The 22,273-nt window shown below is 44.6% G+C and carries 23 protein-coding genes; 7 read left to right on the plus strand and 16 right to left on the minus strand.

The window, feature by feature from the left end:
• Positions 1 to 104: 104 nt before the first annotated feature.
• Positions 105 to 371 (minus strand): 30S ribosomal protein S16, encoded by a 267-nt coding sequence (gene rpsP, locus W234_RS0110080; protein WP_025646730.1) that lies wholly within the window; start codon positions 369 to 371, stop codon positions 105 to 107.
• 240 nt (positions 372 to 611) lie between these two features.
• Here rpsP and W234_RS0110085 point away from each other — a divergent pair, with 240 nt between their 5' ends.
• Entirely contained in the window at positions 612 to 2,129 is a 1,518-nt protein-coding gene (locus W234_RS0110085; protein ID WP_084212655.1) for an ATP-binding protein, read from the plus strand.
• A gap of 99 nt (positions 2,130 to 2,228) precedes the next feature.
• Here W234_RS0110085 and W234_RS0110090 read toward each other — a convergent pair whose 3' ends face one another.
• The 14 genes from W234_RS0110090 to W234_RS0110155 all read right to left on the minus strand — a co-directional run bounded on the left by W234_RS0110090 (position 2,229) and on the right by W234_RS0110155 (position 15,770).
• Positions 2,229 to 2,408 carry a hypothetical protein gene (locus W234_RS0110090; protein WP_025646732.1) on the minus strand — a complete coding sequence of 60 codons (180 nt, stop codon included), beginning with the start codon at positions 2,406 to 2,408 and terminating at the stop codon, positions 2,229 to 2,231.
• A gap of 393 nt (positions 2,409 to 2,801) precedes the next feature.
• Positions 2,802 to 4,484 (minus strand): ATP-binding protein, encoded by a 1,683-nt coding sequence (locus W234_RS0110095; RefSeq protein ID WP_025646733.1) that lies wholly within the window; start codon positions 4,482 to 4,484, stop codon positions 2,802 to 2,804.
• A 173-nt stretch (positions 4,485 to 4,657) separates the two neighbouring features.
• Complete coding sequence (locus W234_RS0110100; RefSeq protein WP_025646734.1) at positions 4,658 to 5,374, minus strand: response regulator; 717 nt, start codon at positions 5,372 to 5,374, stop codon at positions 4,658 to 4,660.
• A 521-nt stretch (positions 5,375 to 5,895) separates the two neighbouring features.
• Positions 5,896 to 6,312: a F0F1 ATP synthase subunit epsilon gene (locus tag W234_RS0110105; protein ID WP_025646735.1), complete on the minus strand. Its 417-nt coding sequence runs from the start codon at positions 6,310 to 6,312 to the stop codon at positions 5,896 to 5,898.
• A gap of 110 nt (positions 6,313 to 6,422) precedes the next feature.
• Positions 6,423 to 7,856: a F0F1 ATP synthase subunit beta gene (atpD, locus tag W234_RS0110110; protein WP_025646736.1), complete on the minus strand. Its 1,434-nt coding sequence runs from the start codon at positions 7,854 to 7,856 to the stop codon at positions 6,423 to 6,425.
• 38 nt (positions 7,857 to 7,894) lie between these two features.
• Positions 7,895 to 8,776, minus strand: coding sequence for a F0F1 ATP synthase subunit gamma (gene atpG / locus W234_RS0110115; RefSeq protein WP_025646737.1), 882 nt, complete (start codon positions 8,774 to 8,776; stop codon positions 7,895 to 7,897).
• 201 nt (positions 8,777 to 8,977) lie between these two features.
• Positions 8,978 to 10,522 carry a F0F1 ATP synthase subunit alpha gene (atpA, locus tag W234_RS0110120; protein WP_025646738.1) on the minus strand — a complete coding sequence of 515 codons (1,545 nt, stop codon included), beginning with the start codon at positions 10,520 to 10,522 and terminating at the stop codon, positions 8,978 to 8,980.
• 108 nt (positions 10,523 to 10,630) lie between these two features.
• Positions 10,631 to 11,254: a F0F1 ATP synthase subunit delta gene (locus tag W234_RS0110125; RefSeq protein WP_025646739.1), complete on the minus strand. Its 624-nt coding sequence runs from the start codon at positions 11,252 to 11,254 to the stop codon at positions 10,631 to 10,633.
• Between the two features lie 13 nt (positions 11,255 to 11,267).
• Positions 11,268 to 11,738: a F0F1 ATP synthase subunit B gene (locus W234_RS0110130; protein WP_025646740.1), complete on the minus strand. Its 471-nt coding sequence runs from the start codon at positions 11,736 to 11,738 to the stop codon at positions 11,268 to 11,270.
• A gap of 137 nt (positions 11,739 to 11,875) precedes the next feature.
• Positions 11,876 to 12,124, minus strand: coding sequence for a F0F1 ATP synthase subunit C (gene atpE / locus W234_RS0110135; protein ID WP_010197960.1), 249 nt, complete (start codon positions 12,122 to 12,124; stop codon positions 11,876 to 11,878).
• Positions 12,125 to 12,157: 33 nt separating this feature from the next.
• A complete protein-coding gene (atpB, locus tag W234_RS0110140) occupies positions 12,158 to 13,024 on the minus strand; it encodes a F0F1 ATP synthase subunit A (RefSeq protein ID WP_025646741.1) in 867 nt (288 codons plus the stop codon).
• A 134-nt stretch (positions 13,025 to 13,158) separates the two neighbouring features.
• The gene (locus tag W234_RS0110145) at positions 13,159 to 13,815 is read right to left on the minus strand and encodes an IS1595 family transposase (protein WP_025646742.1); all 657 of its coding nucleotides are present in this window, start codon (positions 13,813 to 13,815) and stop codon (positions 13,159 to 13,161) included.
• Positions 13,816 to 14,344: 529 nt separating this feature from the next.
• A complete protein-coding gene (locus W234_RS0110150) occupies positions 14,345 to 14,743 on the minus strand; it encodes an ATP synthase subunit I (protein ID WP_025646743.1) in 399 nt (132 codons plus the stop codon).
• Positions 14,744 to 14,897: 154 nt separating this feature from the next.
• Entirely contained in the window at positions 14,898 to 15,770 is an 873-nt protein-coding gene (locus tag W234_RS0110155) for a metal ABC transporter substrate-binding protein (RefSeq protein WP_025646744.1), read from the minus strand.
• Between the two features lie 119 nt (positions 15,771 to 15,889).
• Here W234_RS0110155 and W234_RS0110160 point away from each other — a divergent pair, with 119 nt between their 5' ends.
• The 6 genes from W234_RS0110160 to gluQRS all read left to right on the plus strand — a co-directional run bounded on the left by W234_RS0110160 (position 15,890) and on the right by gluQRS (position 21,056).
• The gene (locus W234_RS0110160; RefSeq protein WP_025646745.1) at positions 15,890 to 16,408 is read left to right on the plus strand and encodes a Fur family transcriptional regulator; all 519 of its coding nucleotides are present in this window, start codon (positions 15,890 to 15,892) and stop codon (positions 16,406 to 16,408) included.
• Between the two features lie 95 nt (positions 16,409 to 16,503).
• Positions 16,504 to 17,274 carry a metal ABC transporter ATP-binding protein gene (locus W234_RS0110165; RefSeq protein ID WP_025646746.1) on the plus strand — a complete coding sequence of 257 codons (771 nt, stop codon included), beginning with the start codon at positions 16,504 to 16,506 and terminating at the stop codon, positions 17,272 to 17,274.
• 77 nt (positions 17,275 to 17,351) lie between these two features.
• Positions 17,352 to 18,170, plus strand: coding sequence for a metal ABC transporter permease (locus W234_RS0110170; protein WP_025646747.1), 819 nt, complete (start codon positions 17,352 to 17,354; stop codon positions 18,168 to 18,170).
• 202 nt (positions 18,171 to 18,372) lie between these two features.
• Positions 18,373 to 19,218 (plus strand): metallophosphoesterase, encoded by an 846-nt coding sequence (locus tag W234_RS0110175; protein WP_025646748.1) that lies wholly within the window; start codon positions 18,373 to 18,375, stop codon positions 19,216 to 19,218.
• Positions 19,219 to 19,484: 266 nt separating this feature from the next.
• Positions 19,485 to 19,922 carry an RNA polymerase-binding protein DksA gene (dksA, locus tag W234_RS0110180; RefSeq protein ID WP_025646749.1) on the plus strand — a complete coding sequence of 146 codons (438 nt, stop codon included), beginning with the start codon at positions 19,485 to 19,487 and terminating at the stop codon, positions 19,920 to 19,922.
• Positions 19,923 to 20,105: 183 nt separating this feature from the next.
• Complete coding sequence (gene gluQRS, locus W234_RS0110185) at positions 20,106 to 21,056, plus strand: tRNA glutamyl-Q(34) synthetase GluQRS (RefSeq protein WP_084212656.1); 951 nt, start codon at positions 20,106 to 20,108, stop codon at positions 21,054 to 21,056.
• Positions 21,057 to 21,066: 10 nt separating this feature from the next.
• Here gluQRS and ftsW read toward each other — a convergent pair whose 3' ends face one another.
• Positions 21,067 to 22,263, minus strand: coding sequence for a putative lipid II flippase FtsW (ftsW, locus tag W234_RS0110190; protein ID WP_025646751.1), 1,197 nt, complete (start codon positions 22,261 to 22,263; stop codon positions 21,067 to 21,069).
• Positions 22,264 to 22,273 lie beyond the last annotated feature (10 nt).

Raw genomic sequence — 22,273 nt, forward strand, 5'->3', positions numbered from 1 at the left:
AAGAAGATAACGATATGCTATGGAGCGCTAAGTTTGTAAGTCAGTATCTCTAAAATCAGACCCTAAAATAGCTGATGAGCTATTTAAAGATCATCACTTAAAACTTAAGCAGTCGCTTCGCTTTCAGCAGCCTTATTGTAAGACTTTGCTAATGAAGCAACGCGATCTGAAGGCTGTGCGCCTTTTGCGACCCACGCATTGTACGCTTCCATGTTTAAGCGTACTGCTTCTTCTGACTCTTTAGCCAAAGGGTTAAAAAAGCCAATGTTTTCGATGTAGCGACCATCACGCGCGCGGCGTTGATCAGCAACTACGACTTGATAAAATGGGCGTTTTTTGGCACCGCCCCGTGCTAAACGAATAACAACCATCTGATTTCTCTCTTTCGCAGGTATACCAAAAAGGGCACAATTATATCATAGTCTATTATTTTTGAAAACATAAACTGTGTTTATTTAGTTGTTTGATAACAATCACTTAGATGAGCGGTTTTTGCTGTACATTTAACCCAGCCCATAGCGCATTTTATGCGATTGCACTATACTCATCTCAGCACTCTTTTATCTTATATTGGTAATTATTCTCTACCTCTTTTGGAGCACTCTTCTGCTATGAGTACCGCGAACACTCCGACACGACGCTCTAGTAGTTGGTCGAACAGCTGGCTGACCACTTTTATGATTACTTTTATGGTCGTTATCAGCGTCAGCTTATCCATTTGGTTTTTTTGGCGCAGTCTTTATTTGCCTGAGCTAAAGACCCACGCTCGCTATTTGACCAGTGAGTTACGACTGATGAATAGTGCCAAACAGGATTGGCAAAATAACCCTGAAGTGCAGCGCTGGGTCTATGAGCATTCACATGTGGTCACAGTAGAAAACCCTAGCGACTTTCCACAAGTTGAGAAAAAGCGATTTGTCGGATTTTTTACCGATGTATTACAACGTGAAATCAGTGCGCAGCTGGGTCGTCCGGTACAGGTTTATTTTAAATTTAAGCCAACGCCGCAATTATGGGTGCAAGATAGCCGCGACACGAGTTTTTGGATACGTGAGCCGGTTATCTACTACTCCCAGTACAGTCCGACACTGTTAGGGTTTTTCTTACTCGGCATTCCTATTTTGACGCTACTGACCATTATCTTGATAGCGCGGCAATTAAATCGACCCTTGCGCCATTTGCAGCGAGCCGCGACTAACTATATTCGTCTGGGTCATGCCACTACCCTGCCGACACAAGTAGGGCCTACTGAGATTCGGCAAGTCAATCTGGCTTTTAACCGCTTGTTCACTACGCTTAATCAAGCGCAAAAGGAGCGCACGATTATGCTCGCAGGTATCTCGCATGACTTGCGCACGCCGCTGACCCGTATGCGCCTTACTGCTGAAATGCTGCCGGATGATTTTTTTCGAGAAGGCTTGATTTATGATATAGAAGATATGGATGCGATTTTGGAGCAGTTTATCTCGTTTATGAAAGATGGCTCTGATGAGCCGGTGCGTTTGACTGACTTGGATACGATATTTAATGAGATTATTGTGCAGTTTGCGCCTATGGAGTTCGTTTATGAGTCTCAACTAGATAAGCAAGTACCTGTACGTCCTTTGTCTATCAAACGGATGATTATTAATCTAGTCAATAACGCCAATCGTTATGGAAAGACGCCTATATTTCTATCAGCGACGGTGGTGCCAACCTTTAAAGAGACGCTAGCGACAACTGAGAGCGATGTCATTAGTGAGAGCGAGGTTATGGGTGAGGCGCAAGAGCAGCTGGTCATTTGTGTGCGTGACTGCGGTGATGGCGTAGCAGAAGATCAGTTAGAGCGTATCATGCAGCCGTTTGAGCGCGGCGAAACCGCTCGTACCACACAAGGTAGTGGTCTAGGTCTGGCTATCGTGAACCGTATTGCTAGATTACATCACGGTACGGTAGAGGCGATTAATCACCCCGAAGGCGGCTTACAAGTCTGTGTCAAAATACCGCTGATTGCTGAAGTTGACCAAGCAGCAGCGACTGATAAAGAGACTGTTAATAAGGAAACTAACAATACAGAAACTATTAATACGGAGACTGCTGATAAAGAAGGGAGCTATGAAAAGGCCGATACTAAGGCTACAGATCGCTAAGTGCTACCCGCGACACTATCGGCAACACTATCAGTGATACTATCGAGACATGGCGAATAGAAGATAAAAGCATTTGCTGATTAAAAGGTAAGCCAAAAGCTAATCTGTAGTACCGATAGGGGGCGGGATATGCTCAGAGCTGTTGATAAAGTCTATAGGCTGCACCAGCTCATCTTGCGCTTGTTGTAAGCTCTGGGTAGTACTAGGCTGTTGAAAAAACAAATAGCTCACCAGTACTGCTGCATTGAGTATTATCAAGCCGCCAAACAAGTAAGGCATCCAAGCTCTCCTCTATCTTCGTCCTATTTATAAAGCGCAATAATACTATTTAATTCTAATAAGTCTAGGGCGTGTTGAACATTCGACCATGGCACTGACAGAGACTATTTTTTAGGCGATTTGCAGATAAAAATGGTAAGTTTAGTCGTTCTAAGCGTCTATTTTTATCAATAAAGCGGCAAAAAATAGTCCTGTCCCTGTTGTTGTAGTTAGGGCTGATGCTAAAATCGCCCTAGTCGTTGCGACTGTTTAAATAAAATCAGCTAACCAATGCAATAAGCATTACCTGCAATTTTAACGACGACTAGAACACAGCTTTGATAAACTAGTAGCGATCAGCAGTGCGCATTTGTGAATGTCCAACACGCCCTATAATAAGCTAAATGTTTAAGCTTAACTCTCAAAGCTGCGCTCGCTCTTTTCTTGGGTGATTTGGTCAGCGGCAATCGTCTGAGTTAGGGGCTTGACAGGCCAAGTCATGATAAAACGAGCGCCGCCAAGCTCTGGGCTTTCATCAACGCTCATGCTGCCATTGAACCAAAAAGCAATGCGCGAGACAATCGACAGCCCTAAACCATAACCGCCTGAAGCTCGGGTACGGCTGTCGTCTAAGCGAGCAAAAGGAATAAAGACCTTTTCGCGATCTTCTTCTGGAATACCCTGCCCATCATCTTCTACGCTGACAAATGCATTGCCCTTTTTCACCCAAGCGCTAATAATGATAGTACCTTCGGCATAACGCAGCGCGTTACCGGCAAGGTTTTGAATCACCCGGTGTAAGTAGCGCCGATCGGCCACGGCAGTCACTTTACTATTAGGAGGATTGCCAACGATTTTGATATCTTTGCCTAGGGCTTCTGTCTCACGGACAATTTGTTCTACCAATTCTTTCAGATTGACTGACTCTAAGTCGAGCTTAGGTGAACCTTCCTCTAGTTTGGCATAAGTCAAAATCTCATCGATTAAACCATTCAAAGCTTCGATATCTTCGTCGATATAGTCGCGCTGCATAAAGCGCGAGTCTTCATCGTCGGTATCGGCTAGCATATCAACCGCAAAGCGAATACGGGCAACAGGTGTGCGCAGTTCGTGCGATACCGCGCGTGTCAGCTCGCGCTGCGATTCAATCAAGCGCTTAATATGAGAGGTCATCGCATTGAAAGTAGCAGAGAGGCGCGCAATCTCATCTTGACCAATCACTTGTACCTGAATGTCGAGATTACCATCGCTGACCTCATTCACCCCCACTTGTATCAGCTGCAATTTGCGCTCAAGTGGGAAGATAAGCGCATAGACACCTAAGCTGATTAGAAACATACTAATCAGTACCATACTGATAATCAAATTCAGTGGAAACCAGTTAAATAATGGTATTGGCCCCATTAAAACGGCCATATCATTGATCTCAGAGGGAATGACAATCTTGATAGAAGAGTTACCTTGGCTACTATTGCTATCTTGCAGCAAAATAACCACTTCATCACGGCGCAAGCGTGCCAACTGGTCATCATCTAAATCAAAAGTATCTATAGTGTCTAACGTCAAGGGATAAGAAAATTTGTTTTCAAGTTCCGTTAGGCGTGCGCGCTTCTCCGGCAGGGTCGCGTAATAAGACAAATCATCTAATAAGAACACCGCCATAGCGCGTACTTGTTGCTCAGTGACCTGCGAGACACGCACGGTCAATACTTTATCATCAGGTAAACGGTGGTAGACATCAGCATAGGCCGGTTGGCTGACATAACGAACTACCGTTTCGCCACTTTCGAAACGGCGTCGTTCACTAGCACTAAAATCTATATTTTCGATTGGCACGATACGAAACGTTGAGCCGAATAAACTACTAGCATCAGATAGCCAGTACTCGCGCTGGGTTTCCGACTCCTGATGCGCAAGACCCTCACTTACCAAGTAAAAAGCGCCAGTCGCCATATTCTCGCGATAGGTTTGCATACGCTCTTGATTGATAGTATCCATCAATAACTGCGCAAAAAGAGCAACACACAAGCAGACTATCAAGAGCCCAGCGTATATACGAACAAAGATACTGTGTTTTAAAGATGAGACTAATGACATAATTGCCGTAACCAAAGCATGAAATGATTTATTAGTAAATTGCTGCTGCTATTCTATAGCAACGCTCGTAAATATGTTAGAGTTTGCTGCATTAAAAACTTGATTAAGATCTTTATTCAAAAAATAAAAAAACCAGCACAGCGCTGGTTTCTTTACAAATAATCCCTATAGCCCTAGTTGCCTTCTTTGACGAACAAATAGCCTTTACTACGGACAGTCTTAATACGTTTTGGGTTTTCTGGATCGTCACCAATTTTAGGACGGATACGCGAGATACGTACGTCAATAGAGCGATCTTGACCATCATACTCAATACCGCGCAGGCGCTCAAAGATATCTTCACGAGATAAGATGCGGCCAGCATTAGATGCTAACAACCAAAGCAGGTCATATTCAGCGCTAGTGAAGTCAACCAATTCTTCGCCTAGATTCACTGAACGGCCACCATTATCGATGACTAGCTCACCAAACTCTAAACGCTGCGGTACATCTTCTGATGGGGCGTTTTCTGAGCGGCGCAATAACGCACGAATACGAGCTAATAGTACGCGCGGCTGGGCAGGCTTGGCAACATAATCATCCGCGCCCATCTCAAGACCTAGTACTTGATCCATATCTTCAGTACGTGCGGTCAACATCAAAATTGGATTTTGATAATGCGGGCGCACTTCACGGCAGACCGTCAAACCATCACTACCTGGCAGCATGACATCGAGCACTACCATGTCAGGCTGTTCATTGACAATACGGCGAATAGCACGATTGCCATCTGTCTCGATAGCGACTTCTAAGCCGTTTTTAACCAAATAATCTTGGGTTAACATAGCCAGACGCTCATCATCTTCAACAATCAAAATTCGCGGGGTGTTGTCATCTTCAGGGGTTGTCATCGTTATATCCTCTAATACATCTAAATTAAAAACAGAAAATTTGCAGCGAGAATGAATATTAAGAGAGCAGTAGTCTTAACAATGCTTCTGCTTATTCTCAATACTTTTATATATTTTGTTTATAGGTGCAGCTCAGTCATAGCAAGCTAGTATACTACTAAACTTATAGCTTACCCTACTATAGCCTATTATCGTTAACAAAACCTATAAACAAGCCCGTCTAAAATCTTAGTTTTCGTCCGAAAGTAGGTAAATATAAAGCTTTCAAACAACATGGATACCAGTAGGCGTCATCTATTTATGAAAATTATAAATGAGTAGTTACGCTCGATACCTAGGGATAACTAATATAAATGCCGGATAGTGACAAACAAGGCCCGCTACTCTTTTATTATGTTAACAATATAACGAAATTCCTGCCTGACTACTAGGGTCTATAACCAAAAAAAACAGCCCAAATTGGACTGTTTCTAGTGAAACCTTGAACCTGACTTAAACGCTGATTAAGCGCATAAACCAGATTATGAGCGGTTTTGATACTTACGAATCGTTTGTAGCTGAGCGACTGATTCTGCTAATGAAGCAAGCGCGGCATTAGTCTGTACGGTATCTGTTTGGTTGACTAGTAACTGTTCAGCCTCCCGGCGCGCTTCGATGATTTTACTTTCATCAAGATTATGCGCACGCATAGCCGTATCGGCTAATACCGTAACCATCTTCGGCTGTACTTCAAGTACGCCGCCAGACACGTAGATGACTTCCTCTTGACCATCTGGCGTTTGTACTCGCATTGAGCCAGGCTTTAGCAAGGTAATCAATGGCGTGTGACCTGGTAGAACACCAATCTCGCCTTCGCTACCAGTGGCAATCAGCATACTGATCTCGCCTGAATATAGCTCTTCACGGGCGCTTACGACGCGGCATTGTAACGTTGCCATACCTAAATCCTTATTATGAAAAAGTCTTAAAAACAGCGGGCTTGCTATCGAGCCGACTAGCGAATGAACGTGACAAACACCCTTTATTCGCCAGACGACTCTTTAGCGATTTATGCTGCTGTAGATTTCATTTTTTCGGCCTTAGCGACAACTTCGTCGATACCGCCAGCCATATAGAACGCTTGTTCTGGTAGATCATCATATTCGCCTGCGATGATTGCTTTGAAGCTAGCAATAGTATCGCGTAGTGACACATATTTACCAGGCGCGCCGGTGAATACTTCGGCGACGTGGAATGGCTGTGATAAGAAACGCTGAATCTTACGCGCACGATAAACGACCAGTTTATCTTCTTCTGACAGCTCATCCATACCTAGGATGGCGATGATGTCTTTGAGCTCTTTATAGCGCTGCAATACTTCCTGTACACCGCGAGCAACGTTATAGTGCTCTTCACCGATAACTTGTGGATCTAGCTGACGTGAGGTTGAATCTAGTGGATCAACCGCAGGATAGATACCTTGTGAAGCAATATCACGGCTTAGTACAACAGTCGCATCCAAGTGAGCAAACGTCGTTGCTGGCGATGGATCCGTCAAGTCATCGGCTGGTACATAAACGGCTTGAACTGAAGTAATAGAACCTGACTGAGTTGAGGTAATACGCTCTTGTAGTAAGCCCATCTCTTCAGCGAGTGTTGGCTGATAACCAACTGCTGATGGCATACGGCCTAACAGTGCTGATACTTCAGTACCTGCTAGTGTATAACGATAGATGTTATCAACAAACAAGAGTACGTCACGACCTTTGCCAGTGGCAGGATCTTTAGTATCACGGAAGTACTCAGCCATAGTTAGACCAGATAGTGCAACACGCAAACGGTTACCCGGTGGCTCATTCATCTGACCGTATACCATCGCAACTTTAGATTTGCTAAAGTCTTCAGTGTTGACAACGCCCGCTTCTTGCATTTCGTGATAGAAGTCGTTACCTTCACGAGTACGCTCACCAACACCAGCAAACACGGATAGACCTTCATGCTTTAGCGCGATGTTGTTGATCAGCTCCATCATGTTAACGGTTTTACCAACACCGGCACCACCGAACAGACCAACTTTACCACCTTTTGCAAACGGGCAAAGTAGATCGATAACTTTAATACCAGTCTCTAGCAGCTCAGTGCTGTTTGACTGCTCAGCATAGCTTGGTGCATCACGGTGGATAGACCACTTTTCTTCAGCTTGTACGGGACCTTCTTCATCGATAGGACGACCAAGAACATCCATGATACGGCCAAGCGTACCTGTACCAACTGGTACAGAAATAGCTGCACCGGTATTAGTCACTGGTAGGTTACGCTTTAGACCTTCAGTTGAGCCCATAGCAATCGTACGCACGATGCCATCACCTAACTGTTGCTGTACTTCTAGAGTGGTTTCGGTGCCATCAACTTGCAGGGCATCAAAAATCTGAGGAACTTCGTTACGGTTGAACTCGACGTCAAGAACCGCGCCAATAATCTGTACAATACGACCGCTACTCATTGCGTTCTCCTTGAACTTCTATACATGGTTGTAGTCAATTATGAAACAGCAGCAGCACCGCCAACGATTTCCGAGATTTCTCGGGTAATCGCCGCTTGACGCAGCTTGTTATAAACCAACTGTAAATCGTTAATTAGGTCACCAGCGTTATCAGTTGCCGCTTTCATAGCAACCATACGTGACGACTGTTCAGAGGCAATATTTTCCATGACCGCTTGATAAACGATCGATTCAATATAGCGTCCAAGTAATTCATCAATCAAAGTTTTGACATCAGGCTCGTAGATATAATCCCAACTAAGCTCAGTCTGCATACCGCTAGAATCACTATCAAATGACCCTTCAGGCAAAGGCACTAACTGGTTAACCGTTGGCTTTTGCGTCATGGCATTAACGAATTTGTTATAGACCACATAAATGCGATCAAGCTTGCCGTTAGCATAATCATCAAGCATCGCTTGTACGGGTGAATTTACCTGCTCGAAAGTCGGCTTATCGCCATAATCCGTCACCGCAGAGGTCACTTTTCCGCCAAAATTCTTGAAGAAGCTGACACCTTTGGCACCGATAACCGCAAATTCGGCTTGTACAGACTGATTTTGATAGTCTTGAATACTTGTGGATAAAGCTTTGAACAAATTAATGTTCAAGCCACCCGCTAGGCCACGATCCGAAGTGATAACAATATAGCCCACTTTATCAACCGGACGCGCTACCATATAAGGGTGTTTATAATCTGATGAGGCATGTACCAAATGCGAGATAACCCGGCGCATACTATCAGCATACGGGCGACCCACTTCCATGCGCTCTTGGGCACGGCGCATCTTACTCGCTGCAACCATTTGCATAGCGCGAGTAATCTTCTGGGTACTTTTAATACTGGTGACTTTGGCACGTATCTCTTTTAAGCTTGCCATAATGATTCCAATATAAGAGGGTTAAAAAGCAGTGGCGCATGCCGCATATGATAGAGAATTAACACTTAAAAATAAGGGTTATATGCGAGCATAACGCAATCTAATACCGATAAGGGTTAAAGCAGTGGCGCAACTATCTACTCAGACAACGCGCCACTTGGTATACGATAAGCTAAAACCAAATCGGCTTAACCCATTAAATTAATAACTGTGATTTTGTTTAAAAGTCTCAACAGCTGACTTCAAACGAGAAGCAATATCATCATTGTAATTTGCAGTCTCATTAATCTCGTTCATAAGCTCGCTCTGTTCGTCATGCATATAACGTAAGTAGCTTTCTTCAAAAGAACCGATTTTCTCTACCGGTACATCAGATAAGAAGCCTTCGTTTGAGGCATAAATAACTGCGGCCTGATCAGCGATAGACATCGGCTGATACTGCTTTTGCTTCATCAGCTCTGTAACACGCTCACCATGGTCAAGCTGTTCACGAGTCGCATCATCAAGGTCAGATGCAAACTGAGCAAAGGCAGCCAATTCACGGTACTGTGCTAGTGCAGTACGGATACCACCTGAGAGCTTTTTGATGATCTTAGTCTGAGCAGAACCACCAACACGTGATACCGAGATACCAGCGTTGACTGCAGGACGGATACCTGAGTTAAATAGGCTTGATTCTAAGAAGATCTGACCATCAGTGATTGAAATCACGTTAGTCGGTACGAATGCAGAAACGTCACCGGCTTGTGTTTCGATAATAGGTAGTGCGGTCAATGAACCGGTTTTACCTTTGACTTCACCATTTGTGAAGTTCTCTACATAATCCGCGTTTACGCGTGATGCACGCTCAAGTAGACGTGAATGTAGATAGAATACGTCACCAGGATACGCTTCACGGCCTGGCGGACGACGTAGTAGTAGTGAGATTTGACGATAAGCGACGGCTTGCTTTGATAAGTCATCAAATACAATCAGCGCATCTTCGCCGCGGTCACGAAAGTACTCGCCCATTGTACAGCCTGAGTACGGTGCGATGTACTGTAGCGCTGCCGGCTCAGAAGCAGAAGCAACAACAACAGTGGTATATTCTAGAGCGCCGGTTTGCTCAAGCTTACGTACGACGTTAGCGATAGTAGAGCGTTTTTGACCGATAGCCACGTAGACACACTTAATGCCAGAAGATTTCTGTGCGATGATCGCATCGATAGCCATAGCGGTTTTACCCGTCTGACGGTCACCAATGATAAGCTCACGCTGGCCACGACCGATTGGAATCATGGTATCAACGGCTTTATAACCGGTCATAACGGGCTGATCTACTGATTGACGGTCGATAACGCCTGGAGCGATCTTTTCGACTTTATCTGTCATTTTGGCATCGATAGGACCTTTGCCGTCAATAGGGTTGCCTAAAGCATCAACAACACGGCCTAATAATTCAGGACCTACTGGTACTTCAAGAATGCGACCCGTGCAATAAGCTTTTTGGCCTTCTTGCAATTGCAGATAGTCACCGAGTACGACTGCGCCAACAGAATCACGCTCTAAGTTAAGCGCCATTCCGTAGATTTCGCCTTCAAACTCAATCATTTCGCCGTACATGGCATCTTCAAGACCATGAATTTGCACAATACCGTCAGATACTTTGACAATCGTGCCTTCATTCTTTGCAGTTGCACCTGCATCAAGGTCTTGAATACGCTGCTTAATCAGATTACTGATTTCCGCTGGATTCAGTTGTTGCATTGCCTTGTTTCCTTTAATTTATGATAACCCGCCCACTGACTTAAATGCTCTTACTATCACGTAGCCGCTACTCCTTACTAATATAGTAGCGCTACGCTTATACTGGCATTAGGCAGTTAGCTGTGTTTTTAACTGTTGTAACTTGCCGCGCATCGAATCATCAATGATTTTGTCACCGACTTTTATGGTAGCGCCTGCCAATAGACTAGGATCAACCGTTTCGTGAATCACCACAGTCGCATTGAGCGATGCAGCTAGGCGCGTTTGAATCGTTTCGCGCTGCGCGGCAGTCAATGGATAGGCGGTCGTGACATAAGCATCAAGCTGTTTCAAGCTACTCGCTTTATGGCTACGATAGTGCTGATAAACTTCAGGAAGTAGGGCTAGACGCTCTTGCTGCGCCAATTGCTCTACGAAGTTGTTTAGCGCTGGTGACACTTTAGGATAGCTAATACTATTACCATAGCGAGAGCCTTTGCTCTCGCCTAGTAGTTGCTTAAAAGCAGAATCGTCATCACCAGCCACTTGTGAGTCATAAAGATCAACCAAAGCAGCTGACTTATGCTCAGCCGTGATGGCTGGGTTTTCTAGCCAATTACGAAACGCTTTGTCATTGACAACGTTGCTTGCGACAAACAAGAAATCTTCCCACTCGTTTACGGCCCCGTTCTCATTGGCATAGTCAAACGCGGCTCTTGCGTAGGGTCGTGCTAAGGTTGATAAATCAGCCATTATATCCTCACAGTTACAGCTTCGCCGCCAGTTGGTCTAACATGCTAGCATGTTTTTGCTCATCGACTCTATCTTGCAAAATCTTTTCTGCACCAAGGACAGAAAGCTCTGCAACTTGCGTGCGCAGTGACTCGCGCGCTTGATTGATCTCTTGATCAATTGACGCTTGAGCTTGCTGACGAATACGCTCACCTTCGGCTTGCGCTTGTGATTTTGCATCTTCGACCAGTTGATTAGCGCTCTTATTCGCCTGCTCAATTAAGGCTGCAGCTTTAGTCTTAGCCAGTTCAAGCTCTTGCTGGACATCTTGCTCTGCCGTAGCCAAGTCAGCTTTTGCTTTTTCAGCGGCATTTAGACCATCAGCGATTTTACGCTGACGCTCATTGATTGCGCCGATAAGTGGTGGCCACACGAATTTCATGCAAAAAACCACAAATATTGCAAAAGCAATGGCTTGACCGACGATGGTAAAATTGATGTTCACGTGATCACCTCTTTGTTAATGAAAAATCAGTTTCATTGATCCTGTCTGACCGTCCGACTCTGTATAACTTATAGGTTGTAACCTCAAAAAAGATAGACAACTTAAGACGGTCAAACATTTACAACTGAGCTTTCTGATTAACCTGCTAGAGGGTTAGCGAACAACAATAGCATAGCGATACCGACACCGATCATTGGGATCGCATCAAGTAGACCTGCTACGATGAACATACGGGTTTGCAATTGTGAACCAAGCTCTGGCTGACGGGCAACGCCTTCCAAGAATTTGCCACCTAAGATCGCAAAACCAATACCTGTGCCAAGTGCGCCTAAACCGATAAGTAGCGCTACTGCGATAACTGTGTAACCACCTAATACTGGATCCATTGATGTATCCTCATTTACCTATTGAATGTCTAATTAATGTTCAGTTGATGATGCTAGTGACAAATAAACTATCGTCAGCATCATGAATACGAACGCTTGAAGGGTAATAATTAAGATGTGGAAGATAGCCCACGGTACTGACAACGCCCATTGAATCCAAAAAGGCATTAGCGCGATCAGAATGAAAATCAACTCGCCGGCGTACATGTTACCAAATAGTCGTAACCCTAAAGAGATAGGTTTCGCTATCAGCGTTACAAACTCTAAGATAAAGTTTACCGGGATTAAAATAATTTGTAAGACAGGGTTTTTTGCGCTAAACGGATGCAGCGTCAGCTCTCCGACAAAGCCACCAACCCCTTTTTCTTTGATACTATAAAAAATAATCAACGCAAAGACAGCAAACGACATGCCAAGGGTGATATTAGGATCGGTTGTTGGAACGATTTTGAAGAAGACATGATGCGGATCATGACCCATAGCAGCACCGATTTGACCGGCAAGCGCTGGAATAAAGTCGACCGGCAGCAAATCCATCAAGTTCATCAAAAAGATCCAGACGAAGATAGTTAGTGCTAAAGGTGCAATCAGCTTTGAGGTGCCACTATATGAATCGCGAACGTTATTATCAACGAATTCAACGATCATCTCGACAGCGGCTTGCGTTTTGCTAGGTACTCCTGAGGTTACCTTTCTGGCAACCATCCAAAAGATAGCACAAAATACTATGCCCAAACCTATTGACCACAACATAGAATCAAGGTGGATAGCATTAAAGCCCATAGCAGTTGCTTCTTCAGCAGTGTAGGCAACTTTCCAACCTTCGCCCGGCAAATAGCCGTACGTCCAGTTTGTTAAGTGGTGAGAGATATATTCTGTTGTTGTTTGTTCGCCTGCCATAGTGTCAGCTTCTCATTAATCAACGATTTACTCAGCTACCAAAACATGGCTGTCATCTGATACGTGAGTGATTAGGATTACTCTTTACTGCGCTCATCTACCGTAAATTGCATTGGGGCTGTAGTAGATAAGGATTAAATATCACACCATTTTTTCAAGGTTTTCAGCTGATTAGATGGTGAACCATAGTTAAATCTAAACTCACATTCTTTTAAAAATAAATGGAAGTTTTTCTTATTAATCCCATTATACTTTCTGAGCGTTCGTTTGGACTGATTCCAAAAGTTCTCAATGCCATTGATGTGATTGTTTTTACCACAAGTAAACTCTTTAGAGTGATTGACTCTGAAATGTTTGAATTCGCTCACATCTAATGCATTATAACTTCGATAGCTATCCGTATAAACAAAGCTGTCAGGCTTGATTTTACGCTTGATGACAGGTATTAGGGTGGTTTGTTTGGTGTCTGCTACGACAATGGTATACACCTTACCGTTTCGTTTTAGAATCCCAAATACAGCGGTTTTACCAGCAGCCCCGCGACCTCTTTTACCTTTGCGTACACCGCCAAAATAACTTTCATCTAATTCGACTTCGCCATCAAAAAGCTCATCAGCTTGTAATGAGAGATGATGATCTATCACAAGTCTTATTTTATGATAAAAAAGTGCAGCAGTATTAGGCTGAATATCAAGCAAATCTGCGGCTGTTCTAGCAGTCACTTCAGCTGTGAAAAACTCTAACAGCCTTCGCTGTACTTTTTTACTGAGTTTACAATGGGTTATCTTCATAAAAGTAGTCTAGCATAGTGCTTATCTACTACAGCCCCATTGCATTAATACGATAGCGCGCAAATACACGCTTAATAATAAGCGCTCCCATACTCAAATACAGCCATCCCAATCTAACCTGTGCGGTTAGCACGAATGCTTTTTGTTAGCTTTGCATAAATTTTAGCTACCAAAAAAGGGCCTAAAAGTAATCACTACTAGCCCTTTATATACGCATATAAACTTTTTATATGCTAATTTGCCTATCCATTTGGCAAGCGTATTGCTCAAAAAATTATGCTTAAGCAAAACAATTAGCTGTGTATATTAATGCAACGTTGTATTCGTGTAAAGTCAATTATTGGTTTTTTATCAACTGTAACGCTAAGGTAGAAGGTGACATCCTCGCCCATATGGCTTTAAGTCGATAATTAAATTGTAAGATATTATGTTAATGGGTTGCCTTTAGCCCAAATTAGGCGTAAAGCGATTATAAAAACTCAAGAGCTATTCGTTTGTCGCTATCAGAAAATAGCTTACTTTCAAGAGGTTATTTTATTCGGCCAAGCATTAAGACATGGCTGATTTTCATCATGATAAAACCTGCAAATAAAGACAATACAGATAAAGGCTTCATCATGATAAAAATAAATGCAAAGCCAAAGACAGTCAGTAGCCACTTGAGCGCTTGACCGCGAAAAAATTGCTTAACGATATGATCGCGCGCACGATAGCCACTATGACTAAACGTAAAAGTGGCAAACACCATTTGCGTGACAAAACTAAGTGCCCCGCCGATAGCCGCACTTTTTGCGACGACTAGCTCGCCACCGAACCAAACGCGATCTATAAGCCAAGCGGCGATGATCACTAGGAGTAGCGCCCAAGTTTGCCGTTTCAGATAGACCTTTATTTGATCTTTTTGACTGCGTTTGGCAGGTTGGGTCATCAGCTATCCTAAAGTGTGAGATAAAGGTCAGTGTCTCACTAATTCCACTCATCAAGCGCGAATATTATAAGGACTCAAGTTAGCTTTCGCAAGGAAAATACCGCTACTATCAAGTGTTTAGCTGAAGCCCAGCTTGCAGTCTAATCGCAAAAGACTAGTCTATACACTTCGCTATCTGCTGCGCCATCTGACTCCAACCGGTCACAAAGTCGTCGCTGGCGCTCATATCTTCTAACTGAATAGTAGTTTTAACTGGTTGCAGCTTGGTAATAAGCCCTTTAGCAGGCTTACTTTGCGTCACTAAGCACATGCGTTTATTTGGACGCCGCTCACTCAGCTGACGTATCTGGCTGGCTTTTGGCGCTAGATGATGATCGGCTGTTAAGCTACCAGCCAGCTGCAAATTCAGACTTGGTTCAAGATACTGATAAGCATCGTGATACGCCCAATAAGCGCTAACGGGTTGGCCACTACGCTTCTGACTAGCCACTGCCCTATCCATTCGCTGCGCAAATTTCTGTGCATTGGCTTGGTAGAGTGTTTTATTTTTTGGATCGGCATGACTGTGAATGACGGCCAACGCCCGGGTAATGGCTTTGGCGTTTTCTGGGTCGAGCCAAATATGAGTATCTAAGGTATCGGCTAGTGGCTCACCTGCGACATCGCGCATTGGGTAACGCTTAAAAGCATCGAAGGCGAATAAGGATATGGCATTAGGCGCACTATCTAAAGTTGAAGCCAAGTTGTTCTCTAGTGGCGCGCCAAACCAAACCACAAAGGTGCTGTCTTGAACCGTTTTGATATCTTTTGGGCTAATGCTGCCGTGATGCCCTACTTCACCCGGGTTAAGTAGCTTTTTAGCGGAGGGTGCACCTTTTGTCACCGCTTCACTGAGCAAAAACAAAGGATAATTACTGACGCTTACGGTATCAGCCGCTTGCGCACTCGTGGTAAACAAACCTGCTAATAGTAAACCTGCTAGTAGATTTGTGAGCCAAGACTTCGGGGATAGTATTTTTTTATTCATGGTTTTTATCATGCCACTTTAGCCCATTGTTATTGACAGCTGTCATTAAAGTATCGATTTTTAATTGCATTATGTTATACTATAACAATAAAAAGTGCACGATTATTTTAGGAGCGGTTATGAGCGATTGTTCATTAGCTAGTCATCACCTGCATGATGTTCAGCAGTTCACTGCTAATGAGGTGCATGCGCGTCTGACTGCTGCTATAGAGCAGTGTCGCCTTCGCGGTGTGCGATTCACCCCACTGCGTCAACAGATCTATGAGCTGATATTGCAGGCCGAGCGGCCCGTTGGTGCTTATGATTTGATTACCCAGTTGCAGCAAGCTCGTCTGCAAGATAACGACCATGAGCATCGGAATAAGAACGTCGCACCGCCTACGGTTTATCGCAGCTTAGAATTTTTATTAGGTGAGGGTCTGATTCATCAGCTCACCTCAATCAACGCTTATGTGCCTTGCTGTCATCCTCGTGCTGAGCACGCCGCGGCATTCTTGATCTGTGAGCAGTGTCAGCGAGTGCAAGAATGTAGCAGCTTACCGGTGCAAGAGATGATGAGCTTTGCCGAACAAGATGTAGGGTTTTTGGTCAATCATAGCGTCATCGAACTAAGCGGCCGCTGCCAAGCTTGTCAGTAGCTTTTATCATCGCTTTAATTTTTAACTCTTATAATGTTGTGTACATTAAGGGTTTACATCAAGCACAAAGCCATTCTTTAACCCATAGGTCCGCTATGAGCGCAACCCCCTTACCGACTAAGCAAAATAGTAGTGCTGAGCTGCTAAGCCTAAACAATGTCAGCTACGATATTGATAGACAGCGCTTGCTGTCGCATATCAGCATCGATATCGCGGTTAATGAAACGGTGAGTCTGATCGGACCTAATGGCGCAGGCAAATCGACGTTAGTTAAGCTTATCTTAGGTCTGATAACCGCCAGCGAAGGTACTATAACAGCGCATCAGCCCCTGCAGCTTGGCTATGTGCCGCAGCGTTTTGCGGTGCCGCCTATCTTACCGCTACGAGTCAAAGACTTGCTAGCGCAGGCGGATAAACGCCGACTACAGCCAGAGCAGCGGCAGTTTATTTTTGATAAGTTGTCGCTAAATCACCTGCTTTCACGGCAGATGGGTCATTTATCTGGTGGTGAGACGCAGCGCGTGCTACTAGCGCGCGCTTTACTAGATAAGCCGAACTTACTAATCTTAGATGAGCCGATGCAGGGGCTTGATCCTGATACTGAGGTTTGGCTCTATCAGTTCATTGATGAGCTGCCGGAGTTTTTGCGCTGCGCCATGCTTGTCGTATCACATGACCTGCACTGGGTAATGAAAGGTAGCCGGCGCGTTATTTGTCTCAATAAGCATATTTGCTGTGAAGGACAACCGAGCGAGCTTGCTATCACCAGCGAGTTTCAAAAGCTCTTTGGCCATCATTACGAGCAGCCTTATGTGCATCAGCATCACGCTTGTGAGCATCATGCCCCTAGCGATGTAGCATCTTAAGCGCTCGTCATATGAGTACCCCTTTATCTTGAAACCCTTTTAACCCCCTTTTAGCGCCTATTTAACGGATATCAGTTATGACTGCTTGGTTGGCCATTATCGCTCCGGCTTGGATTGCCGGCAGTATTCTTGCGCTGCTCTCAGCCCCATTAGGCTGCCTTGTGTTATGGCGGCGTATGGCTTTTTTTGCCGATGCCTTAGCGCACGGTACACTCTTGGGCGTGGGACTTGCGGTGCTTTGGCAGCTACCCATGGGGGCGGGCGTTGGTATCGTCAGCGTGCTGGTAGTGCTCGGCTTAGTGGTCATTGACGATGAGCGTTTGCCAATGGATGCGGTGTTAGCCGTAGTTGCCGTCACTTTATTATGCTTAGGTTTACTGACGCTCACTCAATTAACCAACCAACAAGCCAACGTCTTAGGGTTTTTATTCGGTAATTTATTAGAGCTAGATTGGGCGGACTTGCCAATATTAGCAGCGAGCGTACTAATAGGCCTAGCCTTACTGATATACATTTGGCCAGCGCAAATCAAACTTGCCACTCATGAAGCCTTAGCTCGCATTCAAGGCGTTAATCCGGCTCGCCAGCGTTTGTTTTTTATGGGAATACTGGCAGGGTTTTGTGCGATTGCCTTACAAGCAGTCGGTAGCCTACTGATAAGCGGGCTTTTAGTACTACCTGCATTGAGCGCTAGATTATGGACGACATCGCCGAAGCAGATGGTCATATCTGCCCTCATCATCGCCCAATTCGGAGTGACTTTAGGAGTGTGGGGCAGTGTTTGGATGGATATACAAACCGGTCTGTCGATTGTCTTAGTGCTCGCTATTTTGTTTTTTATTGCGCTCTTATTCTCAAAACTATTCGCTAAATTGAACGTAACTAATCGCCAATAAAAATTAGGCTACGAGCGGCTACTATTAATAAGCGCACTTAGCTCTTATCGACTTTCTTTTACTAAGTAGTTGGTTGCTACCAAAAACTGTGCTATAAACAGGCAGATAGCTAATCATTAAATGACTGATAGACGACTAGGAAGTATTAAGGTTATCAGAGCGTTTAGGATTATCATCTACTATGGCCTAAGAGACCTTACTCATGCTGAGCTACCCTACTTACCGAGTTCATGCTCCAGATGGGCAGTTAAATGTTCTACAAATTACCGATATGCATTTATTATCACCCGCTAGTACAGATAACGCTGAAGACCATAGCGATGAAAAACCCAACTGTCGACATTGCTTTGAAGCCAATCTTGCTCAAGCGCTTGCTGAAGATATTCGCTGTGATTTGATACTCGTCACCGGCGACTTAGTCAGTAAGGTTGATAGCGTGACTTACGACCATATTTTTGAGGTACTTCATAGCACGCAGATACCTTTTGCTTGTATTGCAGGTAATCATGATGTCACCGACGAGTCGTGTCACGACCTGCCCTTTGAGCAACGTAAGCTGACCGCTTGTGCTATGGATCCGCGGCTACTGAGCCGGCATGTGATTGAGACGGACGCTTGGCAGCTGTTACTGCTAGACTCATCTATCCCTGGCCAGATTGGAGGTGCGGTGACTGAGGCGGATATGGATTGGCTATGTGCGCAGCTTGCGACTTGTGATAAGCCGGCCTTATTAGCTGTACACCATCATGTGATGCCGATGTACTCTGAGTGGATAGATGCACACATGATAGAAAACGCCGATTATTTTTGGCAGCGTCTAGCCCCTTATGCGCACTTAAAGGTCATTGTCAGTGGTCATACGCATCAAGAGCAAGTCCGTCATCGTAACGGGGTCACAGTCTACTCGACACCATCGACTTGCTATCAGTTTATGCCTTATGAGGATGACTTTAGCTATGATAAACAAGCACATGCCGGCTATCGCTGGTTGCAATTAGCCAACAATGGCAATCTTGCAAGCTGGGTCAAAAGACTAGATACTTGGTAGCCAGTTTTTAGTGGCATAATGAATAATAGTGACAGTGGACGTTGGTTAGTATAATAATGATAAAGAAAGTTATCATTATTAGGTTAATATTAGCGATTGATAACGTATGGCATCACATTGATGTTAGGTTTATCTATCCTATGATTGGCGTACCCCGTGGTGAAACGTTCTAAAAAGGACAAGTCGCAGGGCGATAGAGAGTTTTTGAAGTCTTGTCTTTTGCAACATCGTTTTGTTGAATTAATTTGGAAAAATAGGATACCCTTATGAGCACTTCAACGACGTCTCCAGCTGAAGTAAAATTTACCCCTTATGTTCCTGCCAAAGACGAAGAATATATGTCTGATGCGCAGCTTGAACATTTTAAAGCAATCTTACTGGACTGGAAAAACCAGCTAATCGGTGAGGCTGACCGCACTAAGACTTATATCCAAGACGAGTCGAGCGCCATGCCAGATATCAACGACAGAGCAACTCAAGAAGAAGAGTTCGCCTTAGCATTGCGTACTCGTGACCGTGAGCGTAAACTGATTCGCAAGATCGATAAGTCGATGGCTGATATTGAAAATGACGACTATGGATTCTGTGAGACTTGCGGAGTGGAGATTGGCCTACGCCGCTTGGAAGCGCGTCCAACCGCGACGCAATGTATCGATTGCAAAACCTTATCGGAGATGAAAGAGCGTCAAAACCAGGGTCAATAACACTCCCTTACTGATATCTATACCTTCTCAAAGCGAGCGCTCTTGATAGAGTCGCTCGCTTTATTTTGCCCGTCATTTGTCTCTACCTGTCATTTGCCTCTAATAGTACGCTACTGAAAATCAATATATTTTATCCGTCAGTTTAGTTATGCTATAGCCCTTCTCTCACTTTGGTAGTGCTTTATTTTGACAACGGTTACTCATCCTTCTTTATCATCAAGGCCTTATACAACAGATTTGCCCATAGGTCGTTTTGCCCCCTCTCCTACTGGTGAGTTACATTTAGGCTCTTTGACGACAGCGCTAGCCAGCTACTGTCATATCAAATCCTTGGGCGGAAAATGGCTACTGCGCATAGAAGATACGGATACTGAGCGCTGTGATCGGCAGTTCACCGAACAGATATTAATAGACCTAGAAACGCTTGGTCTATACTGGGATGGTGATATTATCCATCAATCTGAGCGCATCGACATCTATAACGACTACTTACAGACGGTGCTAGCCCCTTTAACTTATGGCTGCCAATGCTCACGTAAAAGCTTAGCCAGATATTGGGATAATAGAAAAAAGGTTAGTGGTTCATCCCCCAACCAGCAACGTTATCCGCGCTGCTGTATTAATGATGTCTTAGATAAAAAGGAGCATAAGCTACGCTTGCAGCTTCCAGATTATGCCATTGGTTTTATGGATGGTATTCAAGGGATGCAGTGGGATAATCCGCAACAGACTTTGGGCGATATGGTGGTCCGTCGGCAAGATGGCATGATTAATTATATTTTGGCCGCGAGTATCGATGATGGCTTACAAGGTATCACTCACATCATGCGCGGTCTAGATATTTTGCCAATGACTACCGCGCAAATCAGCTTATTACAAATGGCAGGCTTGCCGACTGTTAGCTACTGGTATCATTTGCCCCTGATCTGCCATACCAATGGACAAAAACTCTCTAAACAAAACCTAGCTCAGCCTATCGATACACGTGATCCAAGCGCACTTATCGCGCAAGCTCTCAAATTATTGCAACAACAGCCCGTTGATTTGGACACGCCAGAGCGTATGCTAAAACAAGCTATTGACCAATGGGACAATACCCCACTACAAAACAAACAGCAATTGGCTACTCTTTAAGCGCTAGCTGCTAATAATGACGACATTGGCTCTTCTCGATCTCAGGGCTCTCTTTATATATTTTAAGCAGCAGCGCGACCATCACTAAGCTAATCAGCATCGAGGAGCCGCCATAGCTAAAGAAAGGCATAGTTAGTCCTTTGGTCGGCATTGCCCCCATATTCATCGCGGCATTAATAATCGTCTGAGCAATAAAGATAATACCGATACCAAAAGCGGTATAACTCATGCGCATCTGCCGACGTTTGAGCGCGTTATAACTAATGCGCATAGCGCTACCGATGATCAAGGCTTCGAGCAGCAGTATCAACGTCACGCCGACAAACCCCAACTCCTCGCCAGTAATCGCCAATAAGAAGTCGGTATGCGCTTCTGGTAAGTGCGAAAGCTTCTGTACGCTCTCACCGTAACCGACTCCGGTAAACTGACCACGGCCAAAGGCGATCAAACTGCGCGCCAGCTGATAATCAGTATCTTGGATATCATCGAAAGGATCTAAGAACGACAAAGCTCGCGTCAATCGATATTGAACCAAAGTTACTGCCAATACCCCAAGTACACTCACCACCGCCCCTAACGCTATAAACTGCTTATAGGGCGCGCCGGCTATATAAAATATCGCAAATACCGTCCCGACGATGACTACTAGTGAGCCAAAGTCTGGCTGCAATAACAGTAAAAAAGTCAGCAGGCCAATCACTAGTGATATACGCAGAAAACCATCCCAACCATTACGCACCTCAAACGAGCGGCGCACCACAAAGTCAGCGACAAAGACAATAACAACTAGCTTGGCAAGCTCAGCAACCTGAAAATTAAAACCTCCTAAACTCAGCCAACGCTTGGAGCCATTAATTGGCGTACCAAATAACGTGATGACTAATAATAGCGCTGTCACCATCAATAAAAAGAACTGCGTACCCGTCTGGTACAACATCTTAAGTGGTACAAACTTATAAGGTAAAAACGCCAAAAATAAGCCAATGCACATATAGAGCAGTTGGTTGTTGAAAAAATAGAGCTCTGTCATCCCGCGACTGAGCGCAAAGGGTATAGAAGCAGAAGCAACCATCAGCAAACTTAGCACCATCATGCAGCCCACGCTAGCTATCAAAATAGCGCGAGCTGAAGGTAGGGACAACACGCCATCGCTACCGGTTTTGGCATAAGAGCTGGAGTTTGAGCGAGAAAAGAAGGAGAGCGCCATAATATTCAAA

Source organism: Psychrobacter sp. TB15 (genome assembly GCF_000511655.1).
In the GTDB taxonomy this organism is placed as follows: domain Bacteria; phylum Pseudomonadota; class Gammaproteobacteria; order Pseudomonadales; family Moraxellaceae; genus Psychrobacter; species Psychrobacter submarinus.

Excerpts from the sequence above, each read along its gene's own strand:
- rpsP (WP_025646730.1), bottom strand. The coding sequence starts at position 371 with ATGGTTGTTATTCGTTTAGCACGGGGCGGTGCCAAAAAACGCCCATTT.
- W234_RS0110085 (WP_084212655.1), top strand. The coding sequence starts at position 612 with ATGAGTACCGCGAACACTCCGACACGACGCTCTAGTAGTTGGTCGAAC.
- W234_RS0110090 (WP_025646732.1), bottom strand. The coding sequence starts at position 2,408 with ATGCCTTACTTGTTTGGCGGCTTGATAATACTCAATGCAGCAGTACTG.
- W234_RS0110095 (WP_025646733.1), bottom strand. The coding sequence starts at position 4,484 with ATGTCATTAGTCTCATCTTTAAAACACAGTATCTTTGTTCGTATATAC.
- W234_RS0110100 (WP_025646734.1), bottom strand. The coding sequence starts at position 5,374 with ATGACAACCCCTGAAGATGACAACACCCCGCGAATTTTGATTGTTGAA.
- W234_RS0110105 (WP_025646735.1), bottom strand. The coding sequence starts at position 6,312 with ATGGCAACGTTACAATGCCGCGTCGTAAGCGCCCGTGAAGAGCTATAT.
- atpD (WP_025646736.1), bottom strand. The coding sequence starts at position 7,856 with ATGAGTAGCGGTCGTATTGTACAGATTATTGGCGCGGTTCTTGACGTC.
- atpG (WP_025646737.1), bottom strand. The coding sequence starts at position 8,776 with ATGGCAAGCTTAAAAGAGATACGTGCCAAAGTCACCAGTATTAAAAGT.
- atpA (WP_025646738.1), bottom strand. The coding sequence starts at position 10,522 with ATGCAACAACTGAATCCAGCGGAAATCAGTAATCTGATTAAGCAGCGT.
- W234_RS0110125 (WP_025646739.1), bottom strand. The coding sequence starts at position 11,254 with ATGGCTGATTTATCAACCTTAGCACGACCCTACGCAAGAGCCGCGTTT.
- atpE (WP_010197960.1), bottom strand. The coding sequence starts at position 12,124 with ATGGATCCAGTATTAGGTGGTTACACAGTTATCGCAGTAGCGCTACTT.
- atpB (WP_025646741.1), bottom strand. The coding sequence starts at position 13,024 with ATGGCAGGCGAACAAACAACAACAGAATATATCTCTCACCACTTAACA.
- W234_RS0110145 (WP_025646742.1), bottom strand. The coding sequence starts at position 13,815 with ATGAAGATAACCCATTGTAAACTCAGTAAAAAAGTACAGCGAAGGCTG.
- W234_RS0110150 (WP_025646743.1), bottom strand. The coding sequence starts at position 14,743 with ATGACCCAACCTGCCAAACGCAGTCAAAAAGATCAAATAAAGGTCTAT.
- W234_RS0110155 (WP_025646744.1), bottom strand. The coding sequence starts at position 15,770 with ATGAATAAAAAAATACTATCCCCGAAGTCTTGGCTCACAAATCTACTA.
- W234_RS0110160 (WP_025646745.1), top strand. The coding sequence starts at position 15,890 with ATGAGCGATTGTTCATTAGCTAGTCATCACCTGCATGATGTTCAGCAG.
- W234_RS0110165 (WP_025646746.1), top strand. The coding sequence starts at position 16,504 with ATGAGCGCAACCCCCTTACCGACTAAGCAAAATAGTAGTGCTGAGCTG.
- W234_RS0110170 (WP_025646747.1), top strand. The coding sequence starts at position 17,352 with ATGACTGCTTGGTTGGCCATTATCGCTCCGGCTTGGATTGCCGGCAGT.
- W234_RS0110175 (WP_025646748.1), top strand. The coding sequence starts at position 18,373 with ATGCTGAGCTACCCTACTTACCGAGTTCATGCTCCAGATGGGCAGTTA.
- dksA (WP_025646749.1), top strand. The coding sequence starts at position 19,485 with ATGAGCACTTCAACGACGTCTCCAGCTGAAGTAAAATTTACCCCTTAT.
- ftsW (WP_025646751.1), bottom strand. The coding sequence starts at position 22,263 with ATGGCGCTCTCCTTCTTTTCTCGCTCAAACTCCAGCTCTTATGCCAAA.